At 69.9% G+C, this 20,255-nt stretch carries 21 protein-coding genes; 10 read left to right on the forward strand and 11 right to left on the reverse strand.

Going from position 1 to position 20,255, the window contains the following annotated elements; genetic code table 11:
- Window positions 1–96 precede the first annotated feature (96 nt).
- Genes C8E84_RS03525 through C8E84_RS03540 form a run of 4 tightly spaced genes read left to right on the forward strand, consistent with a single transcriptional unit; the run spans window position 97 to window position 2,810 of the window.
- A complete protein-coding gene (locus C8E84_RS03525) occupies window positions 97–387 on the forward strand; it encodes a transposase (RefSeq protein ID WP_159899521.1) in 291 nt (96 codons plus the stop codon).
- 41 nt (window positions 388–428) lie between these two features.
- The gene (locus tag C8E84_RS03530) at window positions 429–1,076 is read left to right on the forward strand and encodes an IS3 family transposase (protein ID WP_211675374.1); all 648 of its coding nucleotides are present in this window, start codon (window positions 429–431) and stop codon (window positions 1,074–1,076) included.
- The gene (locus tag C8E84_RS03535) at window positions 1,076–2,515 is read left to right on the forward strand and encodes an IS30 family transposase (protein ID WP_425495938.1); all 1,440 of its coding nucleotides are present in this window, start codon (window positions 1,076–1,078) and stop codon (window positions 2,513–2,515) included. Before C8E84_RS03530 ends, C8E84_RS03535 begins: the two co-directional genes overlap by 1 nt.
- Window positions 2,496–2,810 (forward strand): integrase core domain-containing protein, encoded by a 315-nt coding sequence (locus C8E84_RS03540; RefSeq protein ID WP_211675376.1) that lies wholly within the window; start codon window positions 2,496–2,498, stop codon window positions 2,808–2,810. Before C8E84_RS03535 ends, C8E84_RS03540 begins: the two co-directional genes overlap by 20 nt.
- Here the strand turns inward: C8E84_RS03540 and C8E84_RS03545 are convergent.
- The 6 genes from C8E84_RS03545 to C8E84_RS18000 all read right to left on the reverse strand — a co-directional run bounded on the left by C8E84_RS03545 (window position 2,807) and on the right by C8E84_RS18000 (window position 7,645).
- Complete coding sequence (locus C8E84_RS03545; RefSeq protein ID WP_159899523.1) at window positions 2,807–3,169, reverse strand: hypothetical protein; 363 nt, start codon at window positions 3,167–3,169, stop codon at window positions 2,807–2,809. The two genes, C8E84_RS03540 and C8E84_RS03545, sit on opposite strands and share 4 nt — an antisense overlap.
- Before the next feature lie 278 nt (window positions 3,170–3,447).
- Window positions 3,448–3,801 (reverse strand): TraR/DksA family transcriptional regulator, encoded by a 354-nt coding sequence (locus C8E84_RS03550; RefSeq protein ID WP_246196755.1) that lies wholly within the window; start codon window positions 3,799–3,801, stop codon window positions 3,448–3,450.
- A gap of 29 nt (window positions 3,802–3,830) precedes the next feature.
- Window positions 3,831–4,184, reverse strand: coding sequence for a hypothetical protein (locus tag C8E84_RS03555; protein WP_246196756.1), 354 nt, complete (start codon window positions 4,182–4,184; stop codon window positions 3,831–3,833).
- Between the two features lie 74 nt (window positions 4,185–4,258).
- Window positions 4,259–5,047: a maleylpyruvate isomerase family mycothiol-dependent enzyme gene (locus C8E84_RS03560; RefSeq protein WP_159899525.1), complete on the reverse strand. Its 789-nt coding sequence runs from the start codon at window positions 5,045–5,047 to the stop codon at window positions 4,259–4,261.
- 93 nt (window positions 5,048–5,140) lie between these two features.
- On the reverse strand, window positions 5,141–7,009 hold the full coding sequence (gene dxs / locus C8E84_RS03565) for a 1-deoxy-D-xylulose-5-phosphate synthase (RefSeq protein ID WP_159899527.1): 1,869 nt from the start codon (window positions 7,007–7,009) through the stop codon (window positions 5,141–5,143).
- Between the two features lie 183 nt (window positions 7,010–7,192).
- The gene (locus C8E84_RS18000; RefSeq protein ID WP_246196757.1) at window positions 7,193–7,645 is read right to left on the reverse strand and encodes a hypothetical protein; all 453 of its coding nucleotides are present in this window, start codon (window positions 7,643–7,645) and stop codon (window positions 7,193–7,195) included.
- A gap of 158 nt (window positions 7,646–7,803) precedes the next feature.
- On the opposite strand from C8E84_RS18000, the gene C8E84_RS03575 reads away from it, so the two are divergent.
- The 5 genes from C8E84_RS03575 to cobA are packed head-to-tail and all read left to right on the forward strand — an operon-like array spanning window position 7,804 to window position 13,667.
- Window positions 7,804–9,519, forward strand: coding sequence for a nitrite/sulfite reductase (locus C8E84_RS03575; RefSeq protein WP_159899529.1), 1,716 nt, complete (start codon window positions 7,804–7,806; stop codon window positions 9,517–9,519).
- Entirely contained in the window at window positions 9,516–10,241 is a 726-nt protein-coding gene (locus C8E84_RS03580) for a phosphoadenylyl-sulfate reductase (RefSeq protein WP_159899531.1), read from the forward strand. The genes C8E84_RS03575 and C8E84_RS03580 overlap by 4 nt, the downstream gene beginning before the upstream one ends.
- Before the next feature lie 8 nt (window positions 10,242–10,249).
- On the forward strand, window positions 10,250–11,188 hold the full coding sequence (gene cysD / locus C8E84_RS03585; protein ID WP_159904438.1) for a sulfate adenylyltransferase subunit CysD: 939 nt from the start codon (window positions 10,250–10,252) through the stop codon (window positions 11,186–11,188).
- On the forward strand, window positions 11,188–12,486 hold the full coding sequence (locus C8E84_RS03590; RefSeq protein ID WP_159899533.1) for a sulfate adenylyltransferase subunit 1: 1,299 nt from the start codon (window positions 11,188–11,190) through the stop codon (window positions 12,484–12,486). Before cysD ends, C8E84_RS03590 begins: the two co-directional genes overlap by 1 nt.
- A complete protein-coding gene (gene cobA / locus C8E84_RS03595; protein ID WP_159899535.1) occupies window positions 12,483–13,667 on the forward strand; it encodes a uroporphyrinogen-III C-methyltransferase in 1,185 nt (394 codons plus the stop codon). The genes C8E84_RS03590 and cobA overlap by 4 nt, the downstream gene beginning before the upstream one ends.
- 7 nt (window positions 13,668–13,674) lie before the next feature.
- Here the strand turns inward: cobA and C8E84_RS03600 are convergent, their stop codons facing one another.
- The gene (locus C8E84_RS03600) at window positions 13,675–14,946 is read right to left on the reverse strand and encodes a NupC/NupG family nucleoside CNT transporter (protein WP_159899537.1); all 1,272 of its coding nucleotides are present in this window, start codon (window positions 14,944–14,946) and stop codon (window positions 13,675–13,677) included.
- 93 nt (window positions 14,947–15,039) lie between these two features.
- Here C8E84_RS03600 and C8E84_RS03605 point away from each other — a divergent pair, with 93 nt between their 5' ends.
- Window positions 15,040–15,603 (forward strand): dihydrofolate reductase family protein, encoded by a 564-nt coding sequence (locus C8E84_RS03605; RefSeq protein ID WP_159899539.1) that lies wholly within the window; start codon window positions 15,040–15,042, stop codon window positions 15,601–15,603.
- 110 nt (window positions 15,604–15,713) lie between these two features.
- On the opposite strand, the gene acnA is transcribed toward C8E84_RS03605, so the two are convergent.
- The 4 genes from acnA to C8E84_RS18315 form a co-directional block, all read right to left on the reverse strand.
- Entirely contained in the window at window positions 15,714–18,395 is a 2,682-nt protein-coding gene (gene acnA, locus C8E84_RS03610) for an aconitate hydratase AcnA (RefSeq protein WP_159899541.1), read from the reverse strand.
- Window positions 18,396–18,609: 214 nt separating this feature from the next.
- Entirely contained in the window at window positions 18,610–18,903 is a 294-nt protein-coding gene (locus tag C8E84_RS03615; protein ID WP_159899543.1) for a hypothetical protein, read from the reverse strand.
- A gap of 253 nt (window positions 18,904–19,156) precedes the next feature.
- On the reverse strand, window positions 19,157–19,879 hold the full coding sequence (locus C8E84_RS03620) for a helix-turn-helix domain-containing protein (RefSeq protein ID WP_159899545.1): 723 nt from the start codon (window positions 19,877–19,879) through the stop codon (window positions 19,157–19,159).
- 41 nt (window positions 19,880–19,920) lie between these two features.
- Window positions 19,921–20,052, reverse strand: a complete 132-nt coding sequence (locus tag C8E84_RS18315) for a hypothetical protein (protein ID WP_281348900.1) — start codon at window positions 20,050–20,052, stop codon at window positions 19,921–19,923.
- Window positions 20,053–20,255 lie beyond the last annotated feature (203 nt).

The following is a 20,255-nucleotide window of genomic DNA, read 5'->3' on the forward strand; positions in this document are numbered from 1 at the left end:
GTACCCGCGCCATCCAGCACCTCGGAGACCAGCCGGACAGCAGTGCGGACCTGGACTTCCCCCCGAAGCGTGTAGGTATCAGCTAAAGGAGATGCTGTGCCTGAGACACGTAAGAAGTACGACCGTGAGTTCCGTGAGGGGGCTGTACGGATCGTCGAGGAGACCAACAAGCCGATCGCTGCCGTCGCGCGCGATCTCGGCGTCAACGAAGGGACCCTGGGCAACTGGGTTACCCGGGCTCGCGCCGAGCGTGAGGGACGCGGCGAAATGTCGGCCGGTGACATCGAGGAGTTGAAGCGGCTACGCGCGGAGAACGCCGAGCTGCGGATGGAGCGTGATGTCCTCAAGCGATCCGTGGTCCTGTGGGTGAAGGAGGCGACGAAGTGAGCGTGGCACGCTTCGTGGTCGACCAGAGGACCAACTACCAGGTGCCCGTCGCGTTCACCTGCGCGCTGCTCGGGATCTCGATCTCGTGGTTCTACAAGTGGCTACCTCGGACGGCCATCGCGACCGGCCTGTACACCAAGCGGGACCTGCGCCGCGACACCATGGACCGGGCGGTGAAGGTCATGTTCGACAAAAACCGCGGGTTGCACGGGTCCCCGCGGCTGGTGCTCGACCTGCGCGAGGAGGGGTGGACGGTCAGTGAGAAGACGGTCGCGAACTCGATGCGCCGGCAAGGGTTGATCGCTCGGAAGATCAAGCGCCGCAACGGATTAACGAAGCAAGATAAGTCGAAGGCGCCGTTCCCGGACTTGATTCGCCGGGACTTCACCGCGACCGCGGTCAACCAGCGCTGGGTCGGTGATATCACCGAGATCCCGACCGCGGCCGGGAAGCTGTACCTGGCCACCGTGATCGACCTGTACTCCCGCCGACTGATCGGGGCCGCGACGTCGCTGCACCCGAACGCGGAACTGGCCAAGGCCGCGATCACCATGGCCGTAACGGTCCGCGGCGGCAAAGAGGCGATCTGGAAGGAGGAGGAATCAGAGCGGGTCATTTTCCACTCTGACCGCGGCTCGACCGGCGGATTCAACTGGTCGTCGCAACACCTTGATCACGGAGGTGTGTGATGGCGACGAGCGACTGGAGCAGGAAGACGAGCGATGCGCCTGAGGGGCTGCGGCGGCAGTGGCGTGCTGATCGGGCGTTGCGGCCGGCGATGCGCTCACCGGGGCGACCTGACCCCTCGCGGGTGGTGCAGCGGCAGTTCTGGCGGCTGATCGCCACGGGCGTTACGACGGCGGAGGCATCGATCGCTGTCGGGGTGTCGGTCCCGGTGGGGATGCGTTGGTTTCGTCACGCTGGCGGCATGCCGCCGATCAGCCTTGCCGAGCCCACAGGGCGCTATCTGACCTTCGAGGAACGCGAGGAGATCGCGATCCTGCGTGCAAAGGACAAGGGCGTGCGTGAGATCGCCCGGGCGATCGGTCGCGACCCGGGGACCGTGTCGCGCGAACTACGCCGCAACGCGGCCACCAGGAGCGGGACGCAGGACTACCGCGCTGGTGTAGCGCAGTGGAAGGCGCAGCAGGCCGCGAAGCGACCGAAGACCGCGAAGCTGGTGACCAACGACCGGTTGCGTGAGTACGTGCAGGACCGGCTCGCAGGGAACGTCCGTCGTCCCGACGGCACGATCGTGGCGGGTCCGACACCGCCGCCGTGGAAGGGGCTGAACAAGCCCCACCGGGCGGACCGGCGATGGTCCACGGCGTGGAGCCCGGAGCAGATCGCGCACCGGTTGAAGGTCGAGTTCCCCGATGATGAGTCCATGCGGATCAGCCACGAGGCGATCTACCAGGCGCTGTTCATCCAAGGTCGTGGCGCGCTCAAGCGCGAGCTGGTGACGTGCCTGCGCACAGGGCGGGCGTTGCGGCAGCCCAGGGCCAGGTCGCGCAACAAGCCCCAAGGGCATGTCACCCCCGACGTCGTGTTGAGCGAGCGGCCCGCAGAGGCCGAAGACCGCGCCGTCCCCGGCCACTGGGAGGGCGACCTGATCATCGGCACCGGCCGCTCCGCGATCGGCACGCTCGTCGAGCGCTCCAGCCGCGCCACGCTCTTGGTGCACCTGCCGCGTATGCAGGGCTGGGGCGAGAAGCCGCACGTCAAGAACGGGCCAGCCCTCGGCGGATACGGTGCCGTGGCCATGAACGCGGCGCTCACGGCGTCGATGACGAAACTGCCACAGCAGCTACGCAAGACACTGACCTGGGACCGCGGCAAGGAGCTGTCGGGTCACGCCCTGCTCGCACTTGAGACCGGAACGAAGGTGTTCTTCGCCGACCCCCACTCACCCTGGCAGCGCCCGACGAATGAGAACACCAACGGTCTGCTACGGCAGTACTTCCCCAAGGGGACCGACCTGTCGCGCTGGTCCGCCGACGACCTCGAAGCCGTCGCTCACGCCCTGAACAACAGACCCCGAAAGATCCTCGGCTGGCGAACCCCCGCCGAGGTCTTCGACGAGCAACTACGATCCCTTCAACAACCCGGTGTTGCAACGACCCCTTGAACTCGCCACCTACACCGCGGATCTGTTCACCCGCGCATGCCGAAACCTCGGGATCCGCCAATCCATGGGACGCGTCGGATCGTGCTTCGATAATGCGGCCGCGGAGGCGTTCTTCTCCAGCCTCGAGTGGGAAGTCCTCTCCCGCAACGAGTTCCGAAACACCACCGAAGCCGCTACCGTGGTCTCGGACTGGTGCTGGAACTTCTACAACACCGACCGCCGCCACAGCGCCGCATCGATGATGTCACCCATCAACTACGAAAACGCTGCCCTCACCCCGAGAGCAGCCGCCTAAGAGACAACCTCCACGATTCGGGGGGAACCACAGACCCGCCGCTGCGCCTGCAGATGGGACACCCGCAAGGCTCCGGCCACGACGTCAGGTGCGTCGAGGGCGATGTGCCCCGGCGCCCGGCGGGACTCGACGACCAACCCGTCCTCGAGCCACTCCTCCTCGATCGCCGCCAGCCGTGTGATCGCGACGTCCTGAACTGCCGTCAGGGTGTTGATCAACCCTTGGCAGTTCGCCAGGGCCGATGCGAGATCAGACCTGGCCCATGCACCGCTGACCCTCCCGATGTCGTCGGCAAGGTGGGTCACACGCAGTGAAAGGTCGTCGAGTTGCGCACGCACACTCGCCTCGGTGGCGGCCACACCCCGCCTCATCGACGCACGCACGGTCGCCCTCGTCGCTTTCACGGATCACTGCACGATCGCCCTCGTCGCTGGCACGGATCACCGAACCGTGCGTCATGCACCCCGCGCTGTCGTCCTCCACGTTCACCACCCCCTTCCCGATCACGCTCTCCCCCAGCCGGATCCGCCAACAATCCGCCCGCCCCGCCGTCGCCCTGAAGCGATGGATAGAACCTACAGGCGGCCACCGACAGGGCCCTCGCGAGGGGCGTCACCCCCCGAGGTCGCCGTCAGGGTCAGCGCCGACGCCTCCCGCTGGCGTGGTCGACACACGTGCGCGCCGTCGGACGAACCTCGAGCCTGGCACCGTCGATCTGCTCCCCGCAGACCTCGCACGTGCCATACCGTCCTGCCGCAAGACGCGCCTGCGCCGCCTCCACCTCCGTCACGTGCTGGCGCAGCCGATCCGTCAGCGCCTCCAGCTGCGATCGTTCGAACGCGATGGTCTGACCCTCGGGGTCGTGCTCGTCATCGGCATTGGAATCAACGGATGCCGCCACGAGGCGCGCCTTGTCGGCCTCCATCTGCTCGATGCGACTCACCAACAGCCCGCGTTCGGTGGCGAGCCGAGCCTGCATCTGACCGACCACGGCAATGCGACCCTGCGCGCCACCATCCATCAGGCCAGGCCCTTGTGCGCCGACCACAGCTCGCCGGCCCGTGCTCCAGCAGCCTCGACCAGCGCGGTGATGGCGGGGTCGTCAGGCACCGGGAACGACACGTACGGCGATCGACCACCAGCGGTGGGTCGGCCGTATGCCTTCACGGCAAGGTGGCCATCGGGGAGCATGCGAACCGTGAGCGTCAGCAGGGTGTGCTCGACGTCGCGGCGCGTGTCGGTCCAACGCAGGTGCTCGGGGATGGCCACGGTGATCGCCATGGCGCCCACGTCGACGGCGCCCACCTCGACCTCGCCCACGTCGACCTGGCCATCAGCGCCGTCAGCGCCCACGGAGTCTGCTTCGTCGCTCATGACGACATCGTGCCGCAGCACCCTGACACCACTCTCAACACTCTTCGGCACCGGGAGACGGCACCTCGAGTTCCTCAGTACCCCGGGAAGACCCGGCGAAGGTCCTCCAACGAGACGTTGCCGGACACGACGACGGATGCCGGGGTGTGCGCAGCCGTGAGGCGCCCGGTGAGCAGCCGCGCCACGGCATCCGCCCCACCCTCGAGGGTCGCGGTGGTGACCCCGCCCGCGGGAACGAGCGCCACGGCATCCCCGATCGACAGGTCGTGGTCGAGGCCGACGAGGTCGACGACGGCGGGTTCAGCCACGGCATCGGCCTTCGCCGTGAAGCCGAGGAGGAACCCCATCGGACCGCCGAACAGCCGCACGAGCACCCGGGCCGTCGGCTCGTCGATGACCGCATCATCGTCGTAGGCGACCCGCACGTCCCACGAGTGGGCCGCCGCCTCGCTGAGCCGCATCCCGGCGTACGTGGCGAAGGGAACCGGCGCAGGAAGGAACCCGAGGTCGACCTGGAGGGTCTCGCGCTGCTCAGCCGTCAGGGCCTCGACGTCTGCCAGCAGAGCCGCATCGGCGACGACGAAGCCGTCAGCCTGGTGGCGCGGGGACATCGCGTTCCATCGGTCCCACACCCCCTGGTTGAAGCCATCGGGCAGCCGCCCAGCCCCGTCGACCGCGTTGCGCAGCGTCGCCGCCGAGATCTCAGCGCCACTGCCGAGGTGGGAAAGCACCTGCGCGACAGTCCATTCCGTGGCCCCGGACGGCGCCACCAACTGCTCGTCGGACAGGTCGCGAACGACGGGGACCAGGCCGTCATGGGTGGAGCGAAGGGCATCGATGCCGGCGTCTGCGGTGGAGGTCATGCTCCCGCAACCGCACACCTCACCCTCGTTGTTCCCCACGACGCAGACATCGGATGCCGTGTGGCCGCCGCGCGCTCACCGCGAGCCGATCGCTCAGGCGAGGCGGTCACGCAGGCGGCTTGCCACGGCATCCGGCGTGAGACCGATGCGGTCGAGCACCTGGTCGCGCGAGCCGTGGTCGAGGAACTCGCTCGGGATGCCGAACTGGTCGAGCGGTGTGGCCAGGCCGGCCTCGCGCAGCACCAGCTCAACCTGGGAGCCGATGCCACCCACGACGACGTTGTCCTCGACGACGGCGACCCGGCCCGCCCCACCGGCAAGGGTCACGAGGTTCGGGCTGACCGGCAGCGCCCACACCGGGTCGACGACGCGCACGCGCACCCCTTCGGCCGAGAGCTTCTCAGCCGCGGCCATCGCGGTGGCCGCCATCGACCCGACCCCGACGAGGAGCACGTCGACCTCTGCCTCGTCGGGCTCGGCCAGGACGTCGACGGTGCCGACGGTGCGAACGGCCTCGATCGGGGCACCCACCGACCCCTTGGGGAAGCGCACCACCGAGGGGGCATCGGAGATGTCCACGGCGGCGCGCACCGCGCGGGCCACCTGCTGCCCGTCGCGTGGTGCCGCGAGGTGCAGGCGCGGCACGACACCGCTGATCGTCATGTCCCACATGCCGTGGTGCGAGGCGCCGTCGGGGCCGGTGATGCCCGAACGATCGAGCACGACGGTGACCCCGGCGCGGTGCATCGCGCAGTCCATGAGCAGCTGGTCGAAGGCGCGGTTGAGGAACGTCGCGTAGACGGCCACGACCGGGTGCAGGCCGGAGAACGCCAGACCGGCGGCCATCGTCAGCGCGTGCTGCTCGGCGATGCCGACGTCGAACGTGCGCTCGGGGTAGGCGTTGCTGAAGTCCTTGAGGCCGACGGGGATCATCATCGCCGCGGTGATGGCGACGACGTCCTCACGCTCTGCCCCGATGCGCACCATCTCGTCACTGAACTCATCGGTCCAGCTGCGGCCGGCGATCTCCAGCGGGAGGCCGGTCTCGGGGTTGATGACCCCGACGGCGTGGAACTGATCGGCCTCGTCGGTGATGGCGGGGTCGTAGCCGCGCCCCTTCTGGGTGATGACGTGCACGAGCACCGGGCCACCGAAGGCCCGGGCCTTGCGCAGCGCGGCCTCGAGGGCCTGCTCGTCGTGCCCGTCGACCGGGCCGACGTACTTCAGGCCGAGGTCCTCGAAGAGCCCCTGGGGCGCGACGATGTCCTTGATGCCCTTCTTCATCCCGTGCAGCGTCTCGTACATCGCGCCGCCGACGACGGGGGTGCGCGCCAGGGTGTGCTTGCCCCAGTCGAGGAAGCGCTCGTAGCCGCGGGTCGTGCGCAGGGTCGCCAGGTGATCGGCGAGGCCGCCCCTGGTCGGCGCGTAGGAGCGTTCGTTGTCGTTGACGACGATGACCAGGGGGAGGTCCGGCTCGGCCGCGATGTTGTTCAGCGCCTCCCAGGCCATGCCGCCGGTCAGGGCGCCGTCACCGATGACCGCGACGGTGTGGCGGTTGGTCTCTGCACGCACGACCCGGCCAGCGGCGATGCCGTGCGCCCACGACAGCGAGGCCGAGGCGTGGGAGTTCTCGACGACGTCGTGCACGGACTCGGCGCGGCTCGGGTAACCGGACAGGCCACCCTGGGTGCGCAGCCCCGAGAAGTCGTGGCGCCCGGTGAGCACCTTGTGCACGTAGGACTGGTGGCCGGTGTCGAACACCACGGTGTCGTTCGGCGAGTCGAAGACCCGGTGGATCGCGATGGTCAGCTCGACGACGCCCAGGTTCGGGCCGAGGTGGCCGCCGGTGCGCGAGACCTCGTGGACGAGGAAACGGCGAATCTCCTCGGCCAGCTCGGGCAGCTGGTCGGCACTCAGCTTCCTGAGGTCGTTGGGGCCCTCGATGCGGTCGAGCAGACTCACCGGTGCCCACCTCCTGATCTGATGCAACATCCACGACACGAACCCCAGAAGTCTAGGCGCTCGACCCAGTCGACCCTTGACAAGGGAAGGTTCGGGATCGCTGGGGAAATGAAGTGGTGTGGACCTGAAGGTTCTGGCATCGGGCGGGAAAGTTGGGGAGCAGGGGCGGGGCTATGGCATGCATCACAGCCGCGGGACGAACTCCAGGCCGCGCAGGGCGTCCAGGAGCAGCCCCGCAGCCCGCCTGGCCGACAGCAACCGCACCCCTTCGCACTCGAGGTCGCTGAGCACCTGGGCCACCCCCTCGGGGCCGATGTCGTCGACGAGCTCGACCCGCACCTCGCGGTAGGCCGAGCGCATCGCGTCGAGCTGGGCATCCAGGTGGCGCACGGTGAACCACGCCAATGCCACCGGATGCCGTCGCCACGCCGGATAGAGCCGATAGTCCGGCGGGCAGTGGTCGAGCAACCAGGCCGTGGCCCGGTGGTCCCAGCCGCGCTCGCCCGGCGGGGGGACACCGTTCGGCCACCCGGGTGGGCCGCCCAGACCCGAGCCGGATGCCGCTCGCTGACGCGCCGGGGACGCCGGGCTCCCAGCGCGCAGCGGAGGCCCGCCGGACGCTGGTCGGTCGAACACGTGTTCGATGATACGCCTGCTCCGCGTGCGCCGAGCGACCCTGCGGGACCTCCCACCAGATGGGTGGGAGTTCGGCCCGCATCGTGGACTGGGCATCGCCCGATAATGGCGAGTTATACATTTGATAAGTCCGCATTCCGACGTCCTCAAGGCCCACGATGACCGTTCAGCCCACCGAGACCTCTACCTCTCGGACCCTGCGTCCCCCTCGGGCCGGGCGCTCGAACGGCCAGTGGGCGGTCGACGGCCGGGAGCCGCTCAACGCCAACGAGGTGTGGAAGCAGGAGGACGGCGGCCTCAACGTCCGCGAGCGCATCGAGCAGTTCTACTCCCGCGACGGCTTCGCCTCGATCCCCCCGCAGGACCTCAGCGGCCGGTTCCGCTGGTGGGGGCTGTACACCCAGCGCAAGCCCGGCATCGACGGCGGGCGCACGGCACAGCTCGACGACACCGAGCTGTCCGACGAGTACTTCATGCTCCGGGTGCGCCTCGACGGCGGCTCCCTGACGCTGCACCAGCTGCGGGTCCTCGCCGACATCAGCCACGACTTCGCCCGCGGCACCGCCGACATCAGCGACCGGCAGAACATCCAGTACCACTGGATCCGCGTCGAGGACGTCCCGGAGATCTGGCGACGCCTCGAGGCCGTCGGGCTCCAGACGACCGAGGCCTGCGGTGACACCCCCCGCGTCATCCTCGGCAGCCCGCTCGCCGGCATCGCCGCCGACGAGATCCTCGACCCCACGCCGGTCATCGACGAGATCACCCGCCGGTTCGTCGGTGACCCCGAGCTCGCGAACCTGCCCCGCAAGTTCAAGTCCGCCATCACCGGACACCCGAGCCTGGACGTCGTCCACGAGATCAACGACATCTCCCTCGTCGGCGTCGTCCACCCCGAGCTCGGCGCCGGCTACGACCTGTGGGTCGGTGGCGGCCTGTCCACGGCGCCGCGGCTGGCCGAGCGGATCGGCGTCTTCGTCGCCCCCGACGAGGCCGCGGAGGTCTGGCTGGGCGTCATCCGCATCTTCCGTGACTACGGCTACCGCCGGATGCGCACCAAGGCCCGCCTGAAGTTCCTGCTCGCCGAGTGGGGCCCGGCGAAGTTCCGGGAGGTGCTCGAGACCGAGTACCTCGGGCGCGCCCTGCCCGACGGCCCTCCCCCAGCCCCGGCATCCACCCCGGGTGACCACGTCGGCATCCACCTCCAGAAGGACGGCAACCACTACGTCGGCGCCGCGCCGGTCGTCGGGCGTGTCAGTGGCGACGTGCTCACCGGCCTGGCCGACGTCATGGAGGCCGCCGGTACCGACCGGGTGCGCCTGACCCCGCACCAGAAGCTCGTCGTCCTCGACGTCCCGCCCGCCCGTCTCGACGACCTCGTCACCGGGCTCGAGAACCTCGGCCTGTCCGTGGCGCCCAGCCCGTTCCGGCGTCACACGATGGCGTGCACCGGCATCGAGTTCTGCAAGCTCGCGATCGTCGAGACCAAGGCCGCCGCTGCCACGGCCATCGCCGAGCTCGAGCAGCGCCTGGCCGACGTCACCGCGCAGATCGACACCCCGGTCACCCTGAACGTCAACGGCTGCCCCAACTCGTGCGCCCGCATCCAGGTCGCCGACATCGGTCTCAAGGGGATGATCGTGACCCTCGACGACGTCCAGCAGCCCGGCTTCCAGGTGCACCTCGGCGGCGGGCTGGCCTCGGCCGACCGCGACGAGGCCGGCCTCGGGCGCACCGTGCGTGGCCTGAAGGTCACGGCCGCAGACCTGCCCGACCTGGTCGAGCGCCTCGTCCGTCGCTGGCTGGACCAGCGTGCACCCCGCGAGACGTTCGCGACCTGGGCCCACCGCGTCGACGAGGAGGAGCTGCGATGACGCAGCGACGAAGCACCGACGAGCTGCGCGCGCTCGCCGCCGAGGGTGAGCGGCTGCTCAACGCGGCGAACCGTCCGGGTGGCACCGAGGCGGATGCCGCGGAGGTCGCGGCGTGGGCCGCGCGCACCTTCCCCGGCACCCTCGCCGTCGCGTGCAGCATGGCGGATGCCGTGCTCCCCCACGTCATCGCGGAGCAGGCCCCCGGGGTCGACGTGCTCTTCCTCGACACCGGCTACCACTTCGCCGAGACCTACGGCACGCGCAACCAGGTCGAGCACGAGCTCGACGTCACCATCGTCGACGTGCTGCCCGCGCTGACCGTCGCCGAGCAGGACGCGCAGTACGGCCCGAAGCTGCACGACCGTGACCCTGCCGCCTGCTGCCGGATGCGCAAGGTCGAACCGCTCAAGGCAGCGCTCGCCGGCTACGAGGCATGGGTCACCGGCGTTCGCCGCGAGGAGGGCCCGACCCGAGCAGACACCCCCCTCGTCACCTTCGACGAGCAGTTCGGCCTCGTCAAGCTCAACCCCCTCGCGGCCTGGTCGTTCGACGATGTGCTCGGCTACGCCACCGACCGGCGGGTGCCCGTGAACCTCCTGCTCTCCGACGGGTACCCCTCGATCGGCTGCGAGCCGTGCACGAAGCGCGTCGCCCCCGGCGACGACCCACGCGCCGGGCGCTGGGCCGGCTTCGCCAAGACCGAGTGCGGGCTGCACCCGTGAGCGCCACGATGACGAAGGAATCCACATCCGTGAGCACGACCTCCACCGGCCTCCCGGTCCTGACCCAGCTCGACGTCCTCGAGAGCGAGGCGATGCTCGTCATCCGCGAGATCACCGCCGAGCTCGAGCGCCCCGTGCTGCTCTTCAGCGGCGGTAAGGACTCCGTGGTCATGCTGCACGTCGCCGCCAAGGCGTTCTGGCCGGCTCCCGTGCCCTTCCCCGTGCTGCACGTCGACACCGGGCACAACTTCCCCGAGGTGCTCGCCTACCGCGACGCCACCGTCGAGCGGCTCGGCCTGCGCCTCGAGGTGGCCTCGGTCCAGGACTGGATCGACGACGGCCGCCTGCGCGAGCGCGCCGACGGCACCCGCAACCCGCTGCAGACCCAGCCGCTGCTCGACGCCATCGCCCGGCACCGCTTCGACGGGGTCTTCGGAGGCGGCCGCCGCGACGAGGAGAAGGCCCGCGCCAAGGAGCGCGTCGTCAGCCTGCGCGACGACTTCGGCCAGTGGGACCCCAAGAACCAGCGCCCCGAGCTGTGGAACATCTTCAACCCGCGCCACCGCCCCGGCGAGCACGTGCGGGTGTTCCCCCTCTCGAACTGGACCGAGCTCGACGTGTGGCGCTACATCGAGCGCGAGGACATCGAGCTGCCCGGCCTGTACTACGCCCACGACCGCGAGGTCTTCGAGCGCGACGGCATGCTGCTCGCGGTCGGTCCGTACTCTCAGCCGCGCCCCGGCGAGCGCGTCGAGACCCGCCGGGTCCGCTACCGCACCGTCGGTGACATGTCCTGCACGGGCGCGGTGGCCAGTGACGCGGCATCCGTCGCCGACGTCGTCGCCGAGGTCGCGGCGTCCACGCTCACCGAACGCGGCGCGACCCGCGCCGACGACCGGATCTCCGAGGCCGCCATGGAGGACCGCAAGAAGGAAGGCTACTTCTGATGTCCACCCTGCTGCGCCTCGCCACCGCCGGATCGGTCGACGACGGCAAGTCCACCCTCGTCGGGCGGCTGCTGCACGACTCCAAGTCCGTCCTCGTCGACCAGCTGGATGCCGTGGAGCGGGTCAGCCGGGACCGTGGCCTCGACACCGCTGACCTCGCACTGCTCACCGACGGGCTGCGGGCCGAACGCGAGCAGGGCATCACCATCGACGTCGCCTACCGCTACTTCGCCACCGCCGAGCGCTCGTTCGTGCTCGCCGACTGCCCCGGCCACGTGCAGTACACCCGCAACACGGTCACCGGCTCCTCGACGGCCGATGCCTTGGTGCTGCTCGTCGACGCCCGCAAGGGGGTGCTCGAGCAGACCCGCCGCCACCTCGCCGTCGCGGCCCTGATGCGGGTGCCGCACGTCGTCATCGCGGTCAACAAGATCGACCTCGTCGCCCACAGCGAGGAGGTCTTCCGCACCCTGGCCGCCGACGTGCGGGCGATTGCCACGGAGCTCGGCATCCCCGACGCGCACGCTGTCCCTGTCTCCGCCCTTGTCGGGGACAACGTCGTGGACCGCTCCCCCAACACCCCGTGGTACGACGGGCCGTCGCTGCTCGAACTGCTCGAGACCCTCCCGGCCGACACCGACCCGGTGCACGAGTCGTTCCGGATGCCGGTCCAGGTCGTCATCCGTCCCCAGGGTGCCGCCCGCTCCCCCGAGCACGTCGAGTACCGCGGCTACGCGGGGCAGCTCGCCTCGGGTTCGGTACAGGTCGGCGACGAGGTCGTGGTCCACCCGTCAGGGCTGCGGTCCACGGTGGCCGGCATCGACCTCGGTGAGCAGTCGCTCGAGGTCGCGGTAGCCCCGCAGTCGGTGACGATCCGGCTCACCGACGACGTCGACGTCAGCCGCGGTGACCTCATCGCCTCAGCGGCGGACCCGGTCGAGCTGCGCCAGGAGGTCACCGCGCTCGCCTGCTGGCTCGGCGACGAGCCACTGCGTCCCGGCGCCCGCCTGCTCGTCAAGCACGGGTCCCGCACGGTGCTCGCCATGGTGCGCTCGATCGACGGCCGCCTCGACCTCGACTCGCTGCGCCTGGCCCCGGCCGGGGAACTGGCCCTCAACGACATCGGCCGGGTGACGGTGCGCTTCGCCGCTCCCCTGCCCGTCGAGGAGTACTCCACCTCACGCCGTGGTGGCGCCTTCCTGCTCATCGATCCCGACGACGGCCGCACCCTGGCCGCGGCGATGGCTGACGCCCTCGCTCCCGGAGAGCACCCCACGTCCGATCCGACGTCACCGTGACGCTCCCCATCGGGCTCGACCTCACCGACCGCCGCGTCGTCGTCGTCGGCGGGGGCCCGGCGGCGCTGCCCGGCATCCTGGCCCTGGTGAACGCGCGGGCCGCGGTGCACATCATCTCCCCCTGGGTGTCTGAGGACGCCGCCGCCCTCGCCGCGACCGGCGAGATCACCTGGAGCGAGCACGACTACACCGGCCCGATCGACCTCGACGGTGCCTGGCTGGCCCTGGCGGCCTCGGGTGATGCCGCCATCGACGAGGCCGTGCGGGCGGATGCCGTCGCGGCTCGCCTCTGGTGCCTCGACGCGACCGCGGTGCTTCCGGCGACGACGCGCGTCTCGACCCCTGACGGCACGGTCGACGTGGCCGTGCACGCCGGGAACGACGCTGCCCTGGCCCGCGGTGTGGCCGGCTCGGTGGGCGCCCTCCTGGCCGGCGGTCACGTCGACACCCGGCGACGCACCCGCCGCGACGGCCCCGGCTGGGTGGCCCTGGTCGGTGGGGGCCCGGGCGACGACGGGCTGTTGACCGTCCGTGGTCGGGAACTGCTCGCGAGCGCCGACGTCGTCGTGCTCGACCGCCTGGCACCACGTGCCGTGGTCAACGCCCTGCCCGTCGACGTGCAGGTCATCGACGTCGGCAAGTCCCCCGGGCGCCACGCCCTGCCCCAGGAGCGGATCAACGACCTGCTCGTCGACCTGGCGCTGGCCGGGCGATCCGTGGTGCGCCTCAAGGGCGGCGACCCCTACGTCCTCGGCCGCGGCGGCGAGGAACGCCTCGCGTGCCAGGCCCACGGCATCCGCGTCGAGGTCGTGCCCGGGGTGAGCAGCGCCGTGGCGGTGCCCGCGGCCGCCGGCATCCCCGTGACGCACCGGGGCGTGGCGCGCGGGTTCACCGTCGTCACGGGCCACGACGAGCTGCCCGACGTCCCGGGCGGCACCGACCACACCGTCGTCCTGCTCATGGGCGTCGGTCGCCTCGCCCGCTCCGCGACGGCGCTCATGGATGCCGGCCGCCCGGCATCCTGCCCCGTCGCCATCGTCGAGCGCGGCTTCTCCCTCGACCAGCGGGTCACGATCGGGACCCTGCGCGACATCGCCGAGCGCGCGGCATCCGTCGGTGTCGAGAACCCGGCGGTCGTCGTCGTCGGAGACGTCGTTCGCCTCAGCCCGCACTGGGGCTAACAGCCTCTCAGCCGATGAGGATGCCGGCGATGGCGGCACTCATGAGGTTGGCCAGCGTCGCCGCAGCCACGCACCGCAGGCCCATCTGGGCGATCTCGGGGCGGCGGTTCGGCGCGAGACCGCCGAGCCCGCCGAGGAGGATCGCGAGCGAGCCGAGGTTGGCGAACCCGGTGAGGGCGAAGGTGATGATCGCCTGGGTCTTCTCGGTGAACTCGTCTGCCACCGGGCCGAAGTTCGAGAACGCGACGAACTCGTTGACGACGGTCTTCTGACCGACGAAGCTGCCCGCGCGCACGGCCTCGTCCCACGGCACGCCGATGACGAACATGATCGGCGCGAAGATCCACCCGAGGATCTGCTCGAAGGTCAGCGACTCGACCCCGAACCACCCGGCGACGGTGCCGAGGATGAGGTTGATCAGGGCGATGAGCGAGATGAACGCCAGCAGCATGGCGCCGATGTTCGCGGCCAGCTTGAGGCCGTCAGCAGCCCCGGCGGCGGCGGCGTCGATGACGTTGACGTGCCGCACCTCCTCCATCGCCTCGGCCTCGGCCTCCTCGAGCGCCTCCGTGTCGGCGGGGTCGGTGCTGGCGACGGGAACCCCGTCGGCGTCGACGGCCTCGCTCTCGGGGACGACGACCTTGGCCATGAGCAGGGCACCGGGGGCTGCCATGAAGGCGGCCGCGATGAGCGAGTCGAGGTCGGCGCCGAGCAGGGCGTAGCCGACGAGCACCGAACCGGCCACGGTGGCGAGGCCGCCGACCATGATGGCGAACAGGCTGGAGCGGGAGACCCGGGCGATGAACGGGCGGATGACCAGGGGCGACTCGGTCTGGCCGAGGAAGATGTTGGTGGCCGCGTTCACCGACTCGGCGCGCGAGGTGCCGAGTACCCAGCGCAGGCCGGTGCCGAGCCAGCCGACGACCTTCTGCAGGATGCGCCAGTGGTAGAGCACCGACGTCAGCGCGGCGAAGAAGATGATCACCGGCAGCACCTGGAGGGCAAAGACCAGGCCCTCGCCCTCGGCCGGGATGAGCGGACCGAAGAGGAAGCTGATGCCCGACCGCGAGGAGTCGATGACGGCCTGCACCCCGCGGGTGACGGCGTCGAGGACGGCTCGTCCGGCGGGAACGTAGAGGACGATGACCGCGAAGGCCACCTGAAGGGCGAGCGCCGCACCCACCGTGCGCAGCCGAATTGCCTTACGGTTTTCCGAGATCGCGACGGCGAGCCCGAGCAGCACGACCATTCCGCCGAGCCCCCAGAGCACGTCGATCATTCGATCCTCCTGGCCTGAACATCGTTCGTGTTGAGTCGCACCGTTCAGGCAGGCTACCGAGATTGCACCCGAGAAGCGGCGAAAGGCTCCTCCTTGACCACGATCATCTCCACCCTGTTCATCACCCTCGACGGCGTCGCCGAGATCGACTTCGCCTGGCACGGGCCGTACTTCGACGAGGCGATGGGCGAATGCGTCTCGGCCGACTACGAGGGCGTCGACGTGCTGCTGCTGGGCCGGGGCACCTACGAGTCCTTCGCCGGCGCCTGGCCCGAGCGTGAGGCCGCCGGCGGTGACGACGCCGAGTTCGGCGCGCTCATCGGCGACACCCGCAAGGTCGTCATCACCTCCGGCGAGCAGGATCTGGGCTGGCGCAACGTCGAGCGCGCCACTGACCCGGTGGCTGCTGCGCAGGCGCTTCGTGCCGAGGGTGTGGGCAAGGTCCTCATCCCCGGGTCGCTGCCGGTCGTGCGGGCGCTGCTCGACGCGGGTGAGCTCGACGAGCTGCACCTGCTGGTGCACCCGATCGCCGCCCGGTCGGGTGATCGGCTGTTCACCGAGGGTGCGCCGATGGTGCCGATGACGTTGCTGCGCTCCACGGCCCTGCCCACCGGCGTGCTGGCCCTGGAGTACGCGCCGGTGCGCACCGAGTCGTAGTCCACACGGCGCGCCGGGCCCTCCCGGCATCCGCGGTCCCCCACAACCACCCGTGGCCGCACCCGATGAAGGGTGCGGCCACGGGTGGTCCGGCCTGAAGCAGGCTGCGATCAGACGAGTGAGCGCAGGACGTACTGGAGGATGCCGCCGTTGCGGTAGTAGTCGGCCTCACCCGGGGTGTCGATGCGCAGGACCGCGTCGAAGCTGGTCTGCGAGCCGTCCTCGCGGGTCACGGTGACTGTGAGCGTGCGCGGGATCCCGCCGTCGTTGAGGGCGGTGACCCCCGAGACCGAGAAGGTCTCGGTGCCCGTCAGGCCCAGCGACTCGGCGTTGCTGCCCTTGGCGTACTGAAGGGGCAGCACGCCCATGCCGATGAGGTTGGAGCGGTGGATGCGCTCGTAGGACTCGGCGATGACCGCCTTGACCCCGAGCAGGGCCGTGCCCTTGGCCGCCCAGTCGCGCGAGGACCCCGAGCCGTACTCCTTGCCGGCGAGGACGACGAGCGGGATGCCGGCCGCCTGGTAGGCGGCGGACGCGTCGTAGATCGTCGTCTGCTCGCCGCCCGCGAGGAAGTTGCGGGTGAAGCCGCCCTCGACGCCGTCGAGGAGCAGGTTCTTCAGGCGGATGTTCGCGAAGGTCCCGCGGATCATCACCTCGTGGTTGCCGCGACGCGAGCCGTAGGAGTTGAAGTCCTTGCGGTCGACCCCCTTGTCAGCCAGGTACTTGCCTGCCGGGCTGTCGGCCTTGATGGAACCGGCCGGGCTGATGTGGTCGGTCGTGACCGAGTCGCCGAGCTTGGCGAGCACGCGGGCACCGGTGATGTCGGTGACCGGTGCCGGGTCCATCTGCATGCCGTCGAAGTACGTGGGCTTGCGCACGTAGGTCGAGGCCGGGTCCCACGCGAAGGTGTCACCCTCGGGGGTCGGCAGCGACTGCCAGCGCTCGTCACCGGCGAAGACGTCGGCGTAGTCGGCCGTGAACAGGTCGCGGGTGATCGACGACGCGATGACGGACTCGACCTCCTGCGGAGCGGGCCAGATGTCGGCGAGGAAGACGTCGTTGCCGGCCTCGTCCTGACCGAGCGGGTCGGTGTCGAAGTCGAAGTCCATCGTCCCGGCCAGCGCGTAGGCGATGCACAGCGGCGGCGACGCGAGGTAGTTCATCTTCACGTCGGGGTTGATGCGGCCCTCGAAGTTGCGGTTGCCCGAGAGCACCGCAGCCACCGACAGGTCCTCGGCCTGGATCGCCGACGACACGTAGGCCGGCAGCGGGCCGGAGTTGCCGATGCACGTGGCGCAGCCGTACCCGACGAGGTTGAAGCCGAGCTTGTCGAGGTAGGGCCACAGGCCCGCGGCCTCGTAGTAGCCGGTGACGACCTTGCTGCCGGGGGCCATGGAGGTCTTGACCCAGGGCTTGACGGTCAGTCCGCGCTCGACGGCGTTCTTCGCGAGCAGCGCCGCGGCCATCATCACCGACGGGTTCGAGGTGTTGGTGCACGAGGTGATCGAGGCGATGACGACGGCACCGTCCTTGAGATCGAACGACGAGGTGCCACCGCGCCCGGTGTCCTCACCGCCGGCCTGGACCGGCACCGAGCGCAGCTCACCGTCGACGCCGTAGTTCTTCACGTCGAGCGCGAACTGCTGCTTGGACTCGCTGAGCGCGATGCGGTCCTGCGGGCGCTTCGGGCCGGCGATGGAGGGAACCACCGTCGACAGGTCGAGCTCGAGCTTCTCGGAGAACCGCGGCTCGTTGGCCGGGTCGAGCCACATGCCCTGCTCCTTGGCGTAGGCCTCGACGAGAGCGACCTGCTCCTCGTCACGGCCGGTGAGGCGCAGGTAGTCCAAGGTGATGTCGTCGATGGGGAAGATGGCACAGGTCGAGCCGAACTCGGGGCTCATGTTGCCGATCGTCGCGCGGTTGGCGAGCGGCAGGGCGGCGACGCCCTCACCGTAGAACTCGACGAACTTGCCGACGACACCGTGCTGGCGCAGCTTCTCGGTGATCGTGAGGACAACGTCGGTGGCGGTGACGCCGGCGCGCGCGGCGCCGGTGAGCTTGAAGCCGACGACGCGCGGGATGAGCATCGACACGGGCTGGCCGAGCATGGCCGCCTCGGCCTCGATGCCGCCGACACCCCAGCCGAGCACGCCGAGGCCGTTGACCATCGTCGTGTGGCTGTCGGTGCCGACGCAGGTGTCGGGGTAGGCGACGCCGTCGCGGACCATGGTGACGCGAGCGAGGCGCTCGATGTTGACCTGGTGGACGATGCCTGTGCCCGGGGGCACAACCTTGAAGTCGTCGAAGGCCGTCTGGCCCCAGCGCAGGAACTGGTAACGCTCCTTGTTGCGCCCGTACTCGAACTCGACGTTGCGCTCGAACGCGTCGGACCGGCCGAAGACGTCGATCTGCACGGAGTGGTCGATGACGAGCTCGGCCGGGGCGAGCGGGTTGATCTTGCTCGGGTCGCCGCCGAGGTCGGCGACGGCCTCGCGCATGGTCGCGAGGTCGACGACGCAGGGCACACCGGTGAAGTCCTGCATGATCACGCGGGCCGGCGTGAACTGGATCTCGGTGTCGGGCTCGGCGTTCTCGTCCCAGCTGCCGAGGGCACGGATGTGCTCGGCGGTGATGTTGGCGCCGTCCTCGGTGCGCAGGAGGTTCTCGAGCAGCACCTTGAGGCTGTACGGGAGCGACTCGCTCCCCTCGACCGCTGCGAGGCGGTAGATCTCGTAGGACTGCTCACCCACCTCGAGTGTGCCGTGGGCGTCGAAGCTGTTCGTGCTGGCCACCGGGGCTCCCTTCAGGTCGTGCGTCGTCGCGCGATTCCCGTGATTTATCTTGATGTCAAGATATCTAACCACACCGGGTCGGTCGCGTCGAGCCTATGCCGCGGCGTGCCGGCCCGCGAGGGCCCCGCGCACACGACTTCGGGCCGCGGATCTCACGGTCCCCCCGCGCAGCTCGATCACGCCGTGCCTTCGACCCACGTGGCATCAGGGCGGCTCAGCCGTGCAGGACGCCGTAGGTGATCCGGCCTCTGCTCCTGATCGCGGCGGGGAGCAAGAGCCATGCGGGGTGCGCGTTGTCAAGGAGCCTGCTTGCCAGGCGCAGCCGCTGCCGGTCCTTGCGCGTCATCTGGTCGACCAACTCGAACGGGTCCACGACGAGCGCACACAGCAGCGCGAGGTCACGGTAGTGACGGGCAGGGCCCGAAAGCGTCGTCGCCACCGCCTTGCCGACGATGGCAGCCAGCAGCGTTGGCCGGGGAATGCGACCCGTTCGTCCTTCGTGCGCCACGGTGATGAGCTCGGTCCGGCCGAGCGCCTGAGTTCCGCCGGTGCCAATGCTCCCGGCACGGCGCGAACGTCCGCGATCACGTCACCGTCCTGACTGACCTGCGGTGGGACCTGTCCGTGCTCGATCGCATGCAGCAGCACCATCTGCCCGCCGATGAGCGCCCACGGCACGTCCACGTGTTCCGCGAGGTCCAGAAGCGTGTGCCACAACTCGTCGATCGGCGGGGGCAATGGGGGCAGGTCGATCACCGTGGTCATCCGCGCGCGCGCCTGTCATGCCACCTGGCCAGCAGGTCACCCAGTCGGTCGGCTCCCGCGGCGACGGCGCGCGGTTCTGCCGACTCGAGCAGTCCTGCCGCCAGAACGGCGTCACCCACACCGACCCGCCCCCGGTTGTCCTCGTCAGCGAACGGCCAGACCTCGCGCGGAAGGTGGACCCTGAGATTGGGTTCTCGCCCCTCGCTCAGCGCCAGCGCCCGGTACAGGTCCGGCCAGTGCGCCTCGGCGACATAGAACTCAGCCATCGACTCTCCCATCGCAACGAGGTCAAAACCACGCCCGAGCGCGGCGCTCGGCCCGGCCGGGTGAACGCCGTCGACGAGACGCAGTCGTTCGATTGCCGCCGGATGGGCCACGACGTCGAGCACGCGACTGCGCCGCCGCAGGGCTGCCATCCACTCGTCGGGGCCAGGATCAACCAGGTCAGCGAGATGCCGACGCACCTGTGAGCGAGCGGAGTCCGAAAGCCACGCTGCCCTTCCACCATCGAGGAGGTCGAGGACCGCCCACGCCCGCTTGGGCGCCAGCGGTCGGCCGGGGAGGCGAACACGCCCTTGGAGCCGCGCGACATCCTCTCCATCAACGAGCCAGGAGCCACCCAGGCGGCGACCGCGCAGATCACCCGCCCGGAGCAGTTGCCGGACACGGGAATCGTTGAGACCCAGACGGCGCGACGCTTCCTTGACGTCGATCTCCATCAGCCACCTCATTTCGTGAACCATACCGCGATCGGTATGGTTCACGAAACATTGGTCAGGCGTTCCATCCGGTAGTGCAGTCGGACGACGAGAGCGTGGCCCAACCACAGGTGGTGGTCGGTGCGCACCACGTCGCCGTCTCTGTAGAGGACGAACCGCTCGTGGATCGGCACCCGAGCTCCGTGGTGGCCCGGTGCAGAACCGGGCTCGGTCGTCGCGCCGGAGCCCACCGCCGGCCCGAATGCCTGCGTCGACCAGCCACGCGTCCTCCACGCGTTCGCGGTCGGAAATCGGGGCGTCGAGCCACACGTGCTCCCCTGACAGGTCAACAGAGCGCCCCGCGGTGCGCCAGAACGTCCTCGTCGCCGCGTCGAGT

This window comes from Ornithinibacter aureus, from assembly GCF_009858245.1.
Taxonomy (GTDB): domain Bacteria; phylum Actinomycetota; class Actinomycetes; order Actinomycetales; family Dermatophilaceae; genus Fodinibacter; species Fodinibacter aureus.

Coding starts and splice junctions, on each gene's coding strand:
- C8E84_RS03580 (WP_159899531.1), top strand. CDS start 9,516: ATGACGCAGCGACGAAGCACCGACGAGCTGCGCGCGCTCGCCGCCGAG.
- C8E84_RS03620 (WP_159899545.1), bottom strand. CDS start 19,879: ATGGAGATCGACGTCAAGGAAGCGTCGCGCCGTCTGGGTCTCAACGAT.
- C8E84_RS03590 (WP_159899533.1), top strand. CDS start 11,188: ATGTCCACCCTGCTGCGCCTCGCCACCGCCGGATCGGTCGACGACGGC.
- C8E84_RS03560 (WP_159899525.1), bottom strand. CDS start 5,047: ATGACCTCCACCGCAGACGCCGGCATCGATGCCCTTCGCTCCACCCAT.
- C8E84_RS03600 (WP_159899537.1), bottom strand. CDS start 14,946: ATGATCGACGTGCTCTGGGGGCTCGGCGGAATGGTCGTGCTGCTCGGG.
- C8E84_RS03555 (WP_246196756.1), bottom strand. CDS start 4,184: ATGAGCGACGAAGCAGACTCCGTGGGCGCTGACGGCGCTGATGGCCAG.
- C8E84_RS03535 (WP_425495938.1), top strand. CDS start 1,076: ATGGCGACGAGCGACTGGAGCAGGAAGACGAGCGATGCGCCTGAGGGG.
- cysD (WP_159904438.1), top strand. CDS start 10,250: ATGACGAAGGAATCCACATCCGTGAGCACGACCTCCACCGGCCTCCCG.
- C8E84_RS03575 (WP_159899529.1), top strand. CDS start 7,804: ATGACCGTTCAGCCCACCGAGACCTCTACCTCTCGGACCCTGCGTCCC.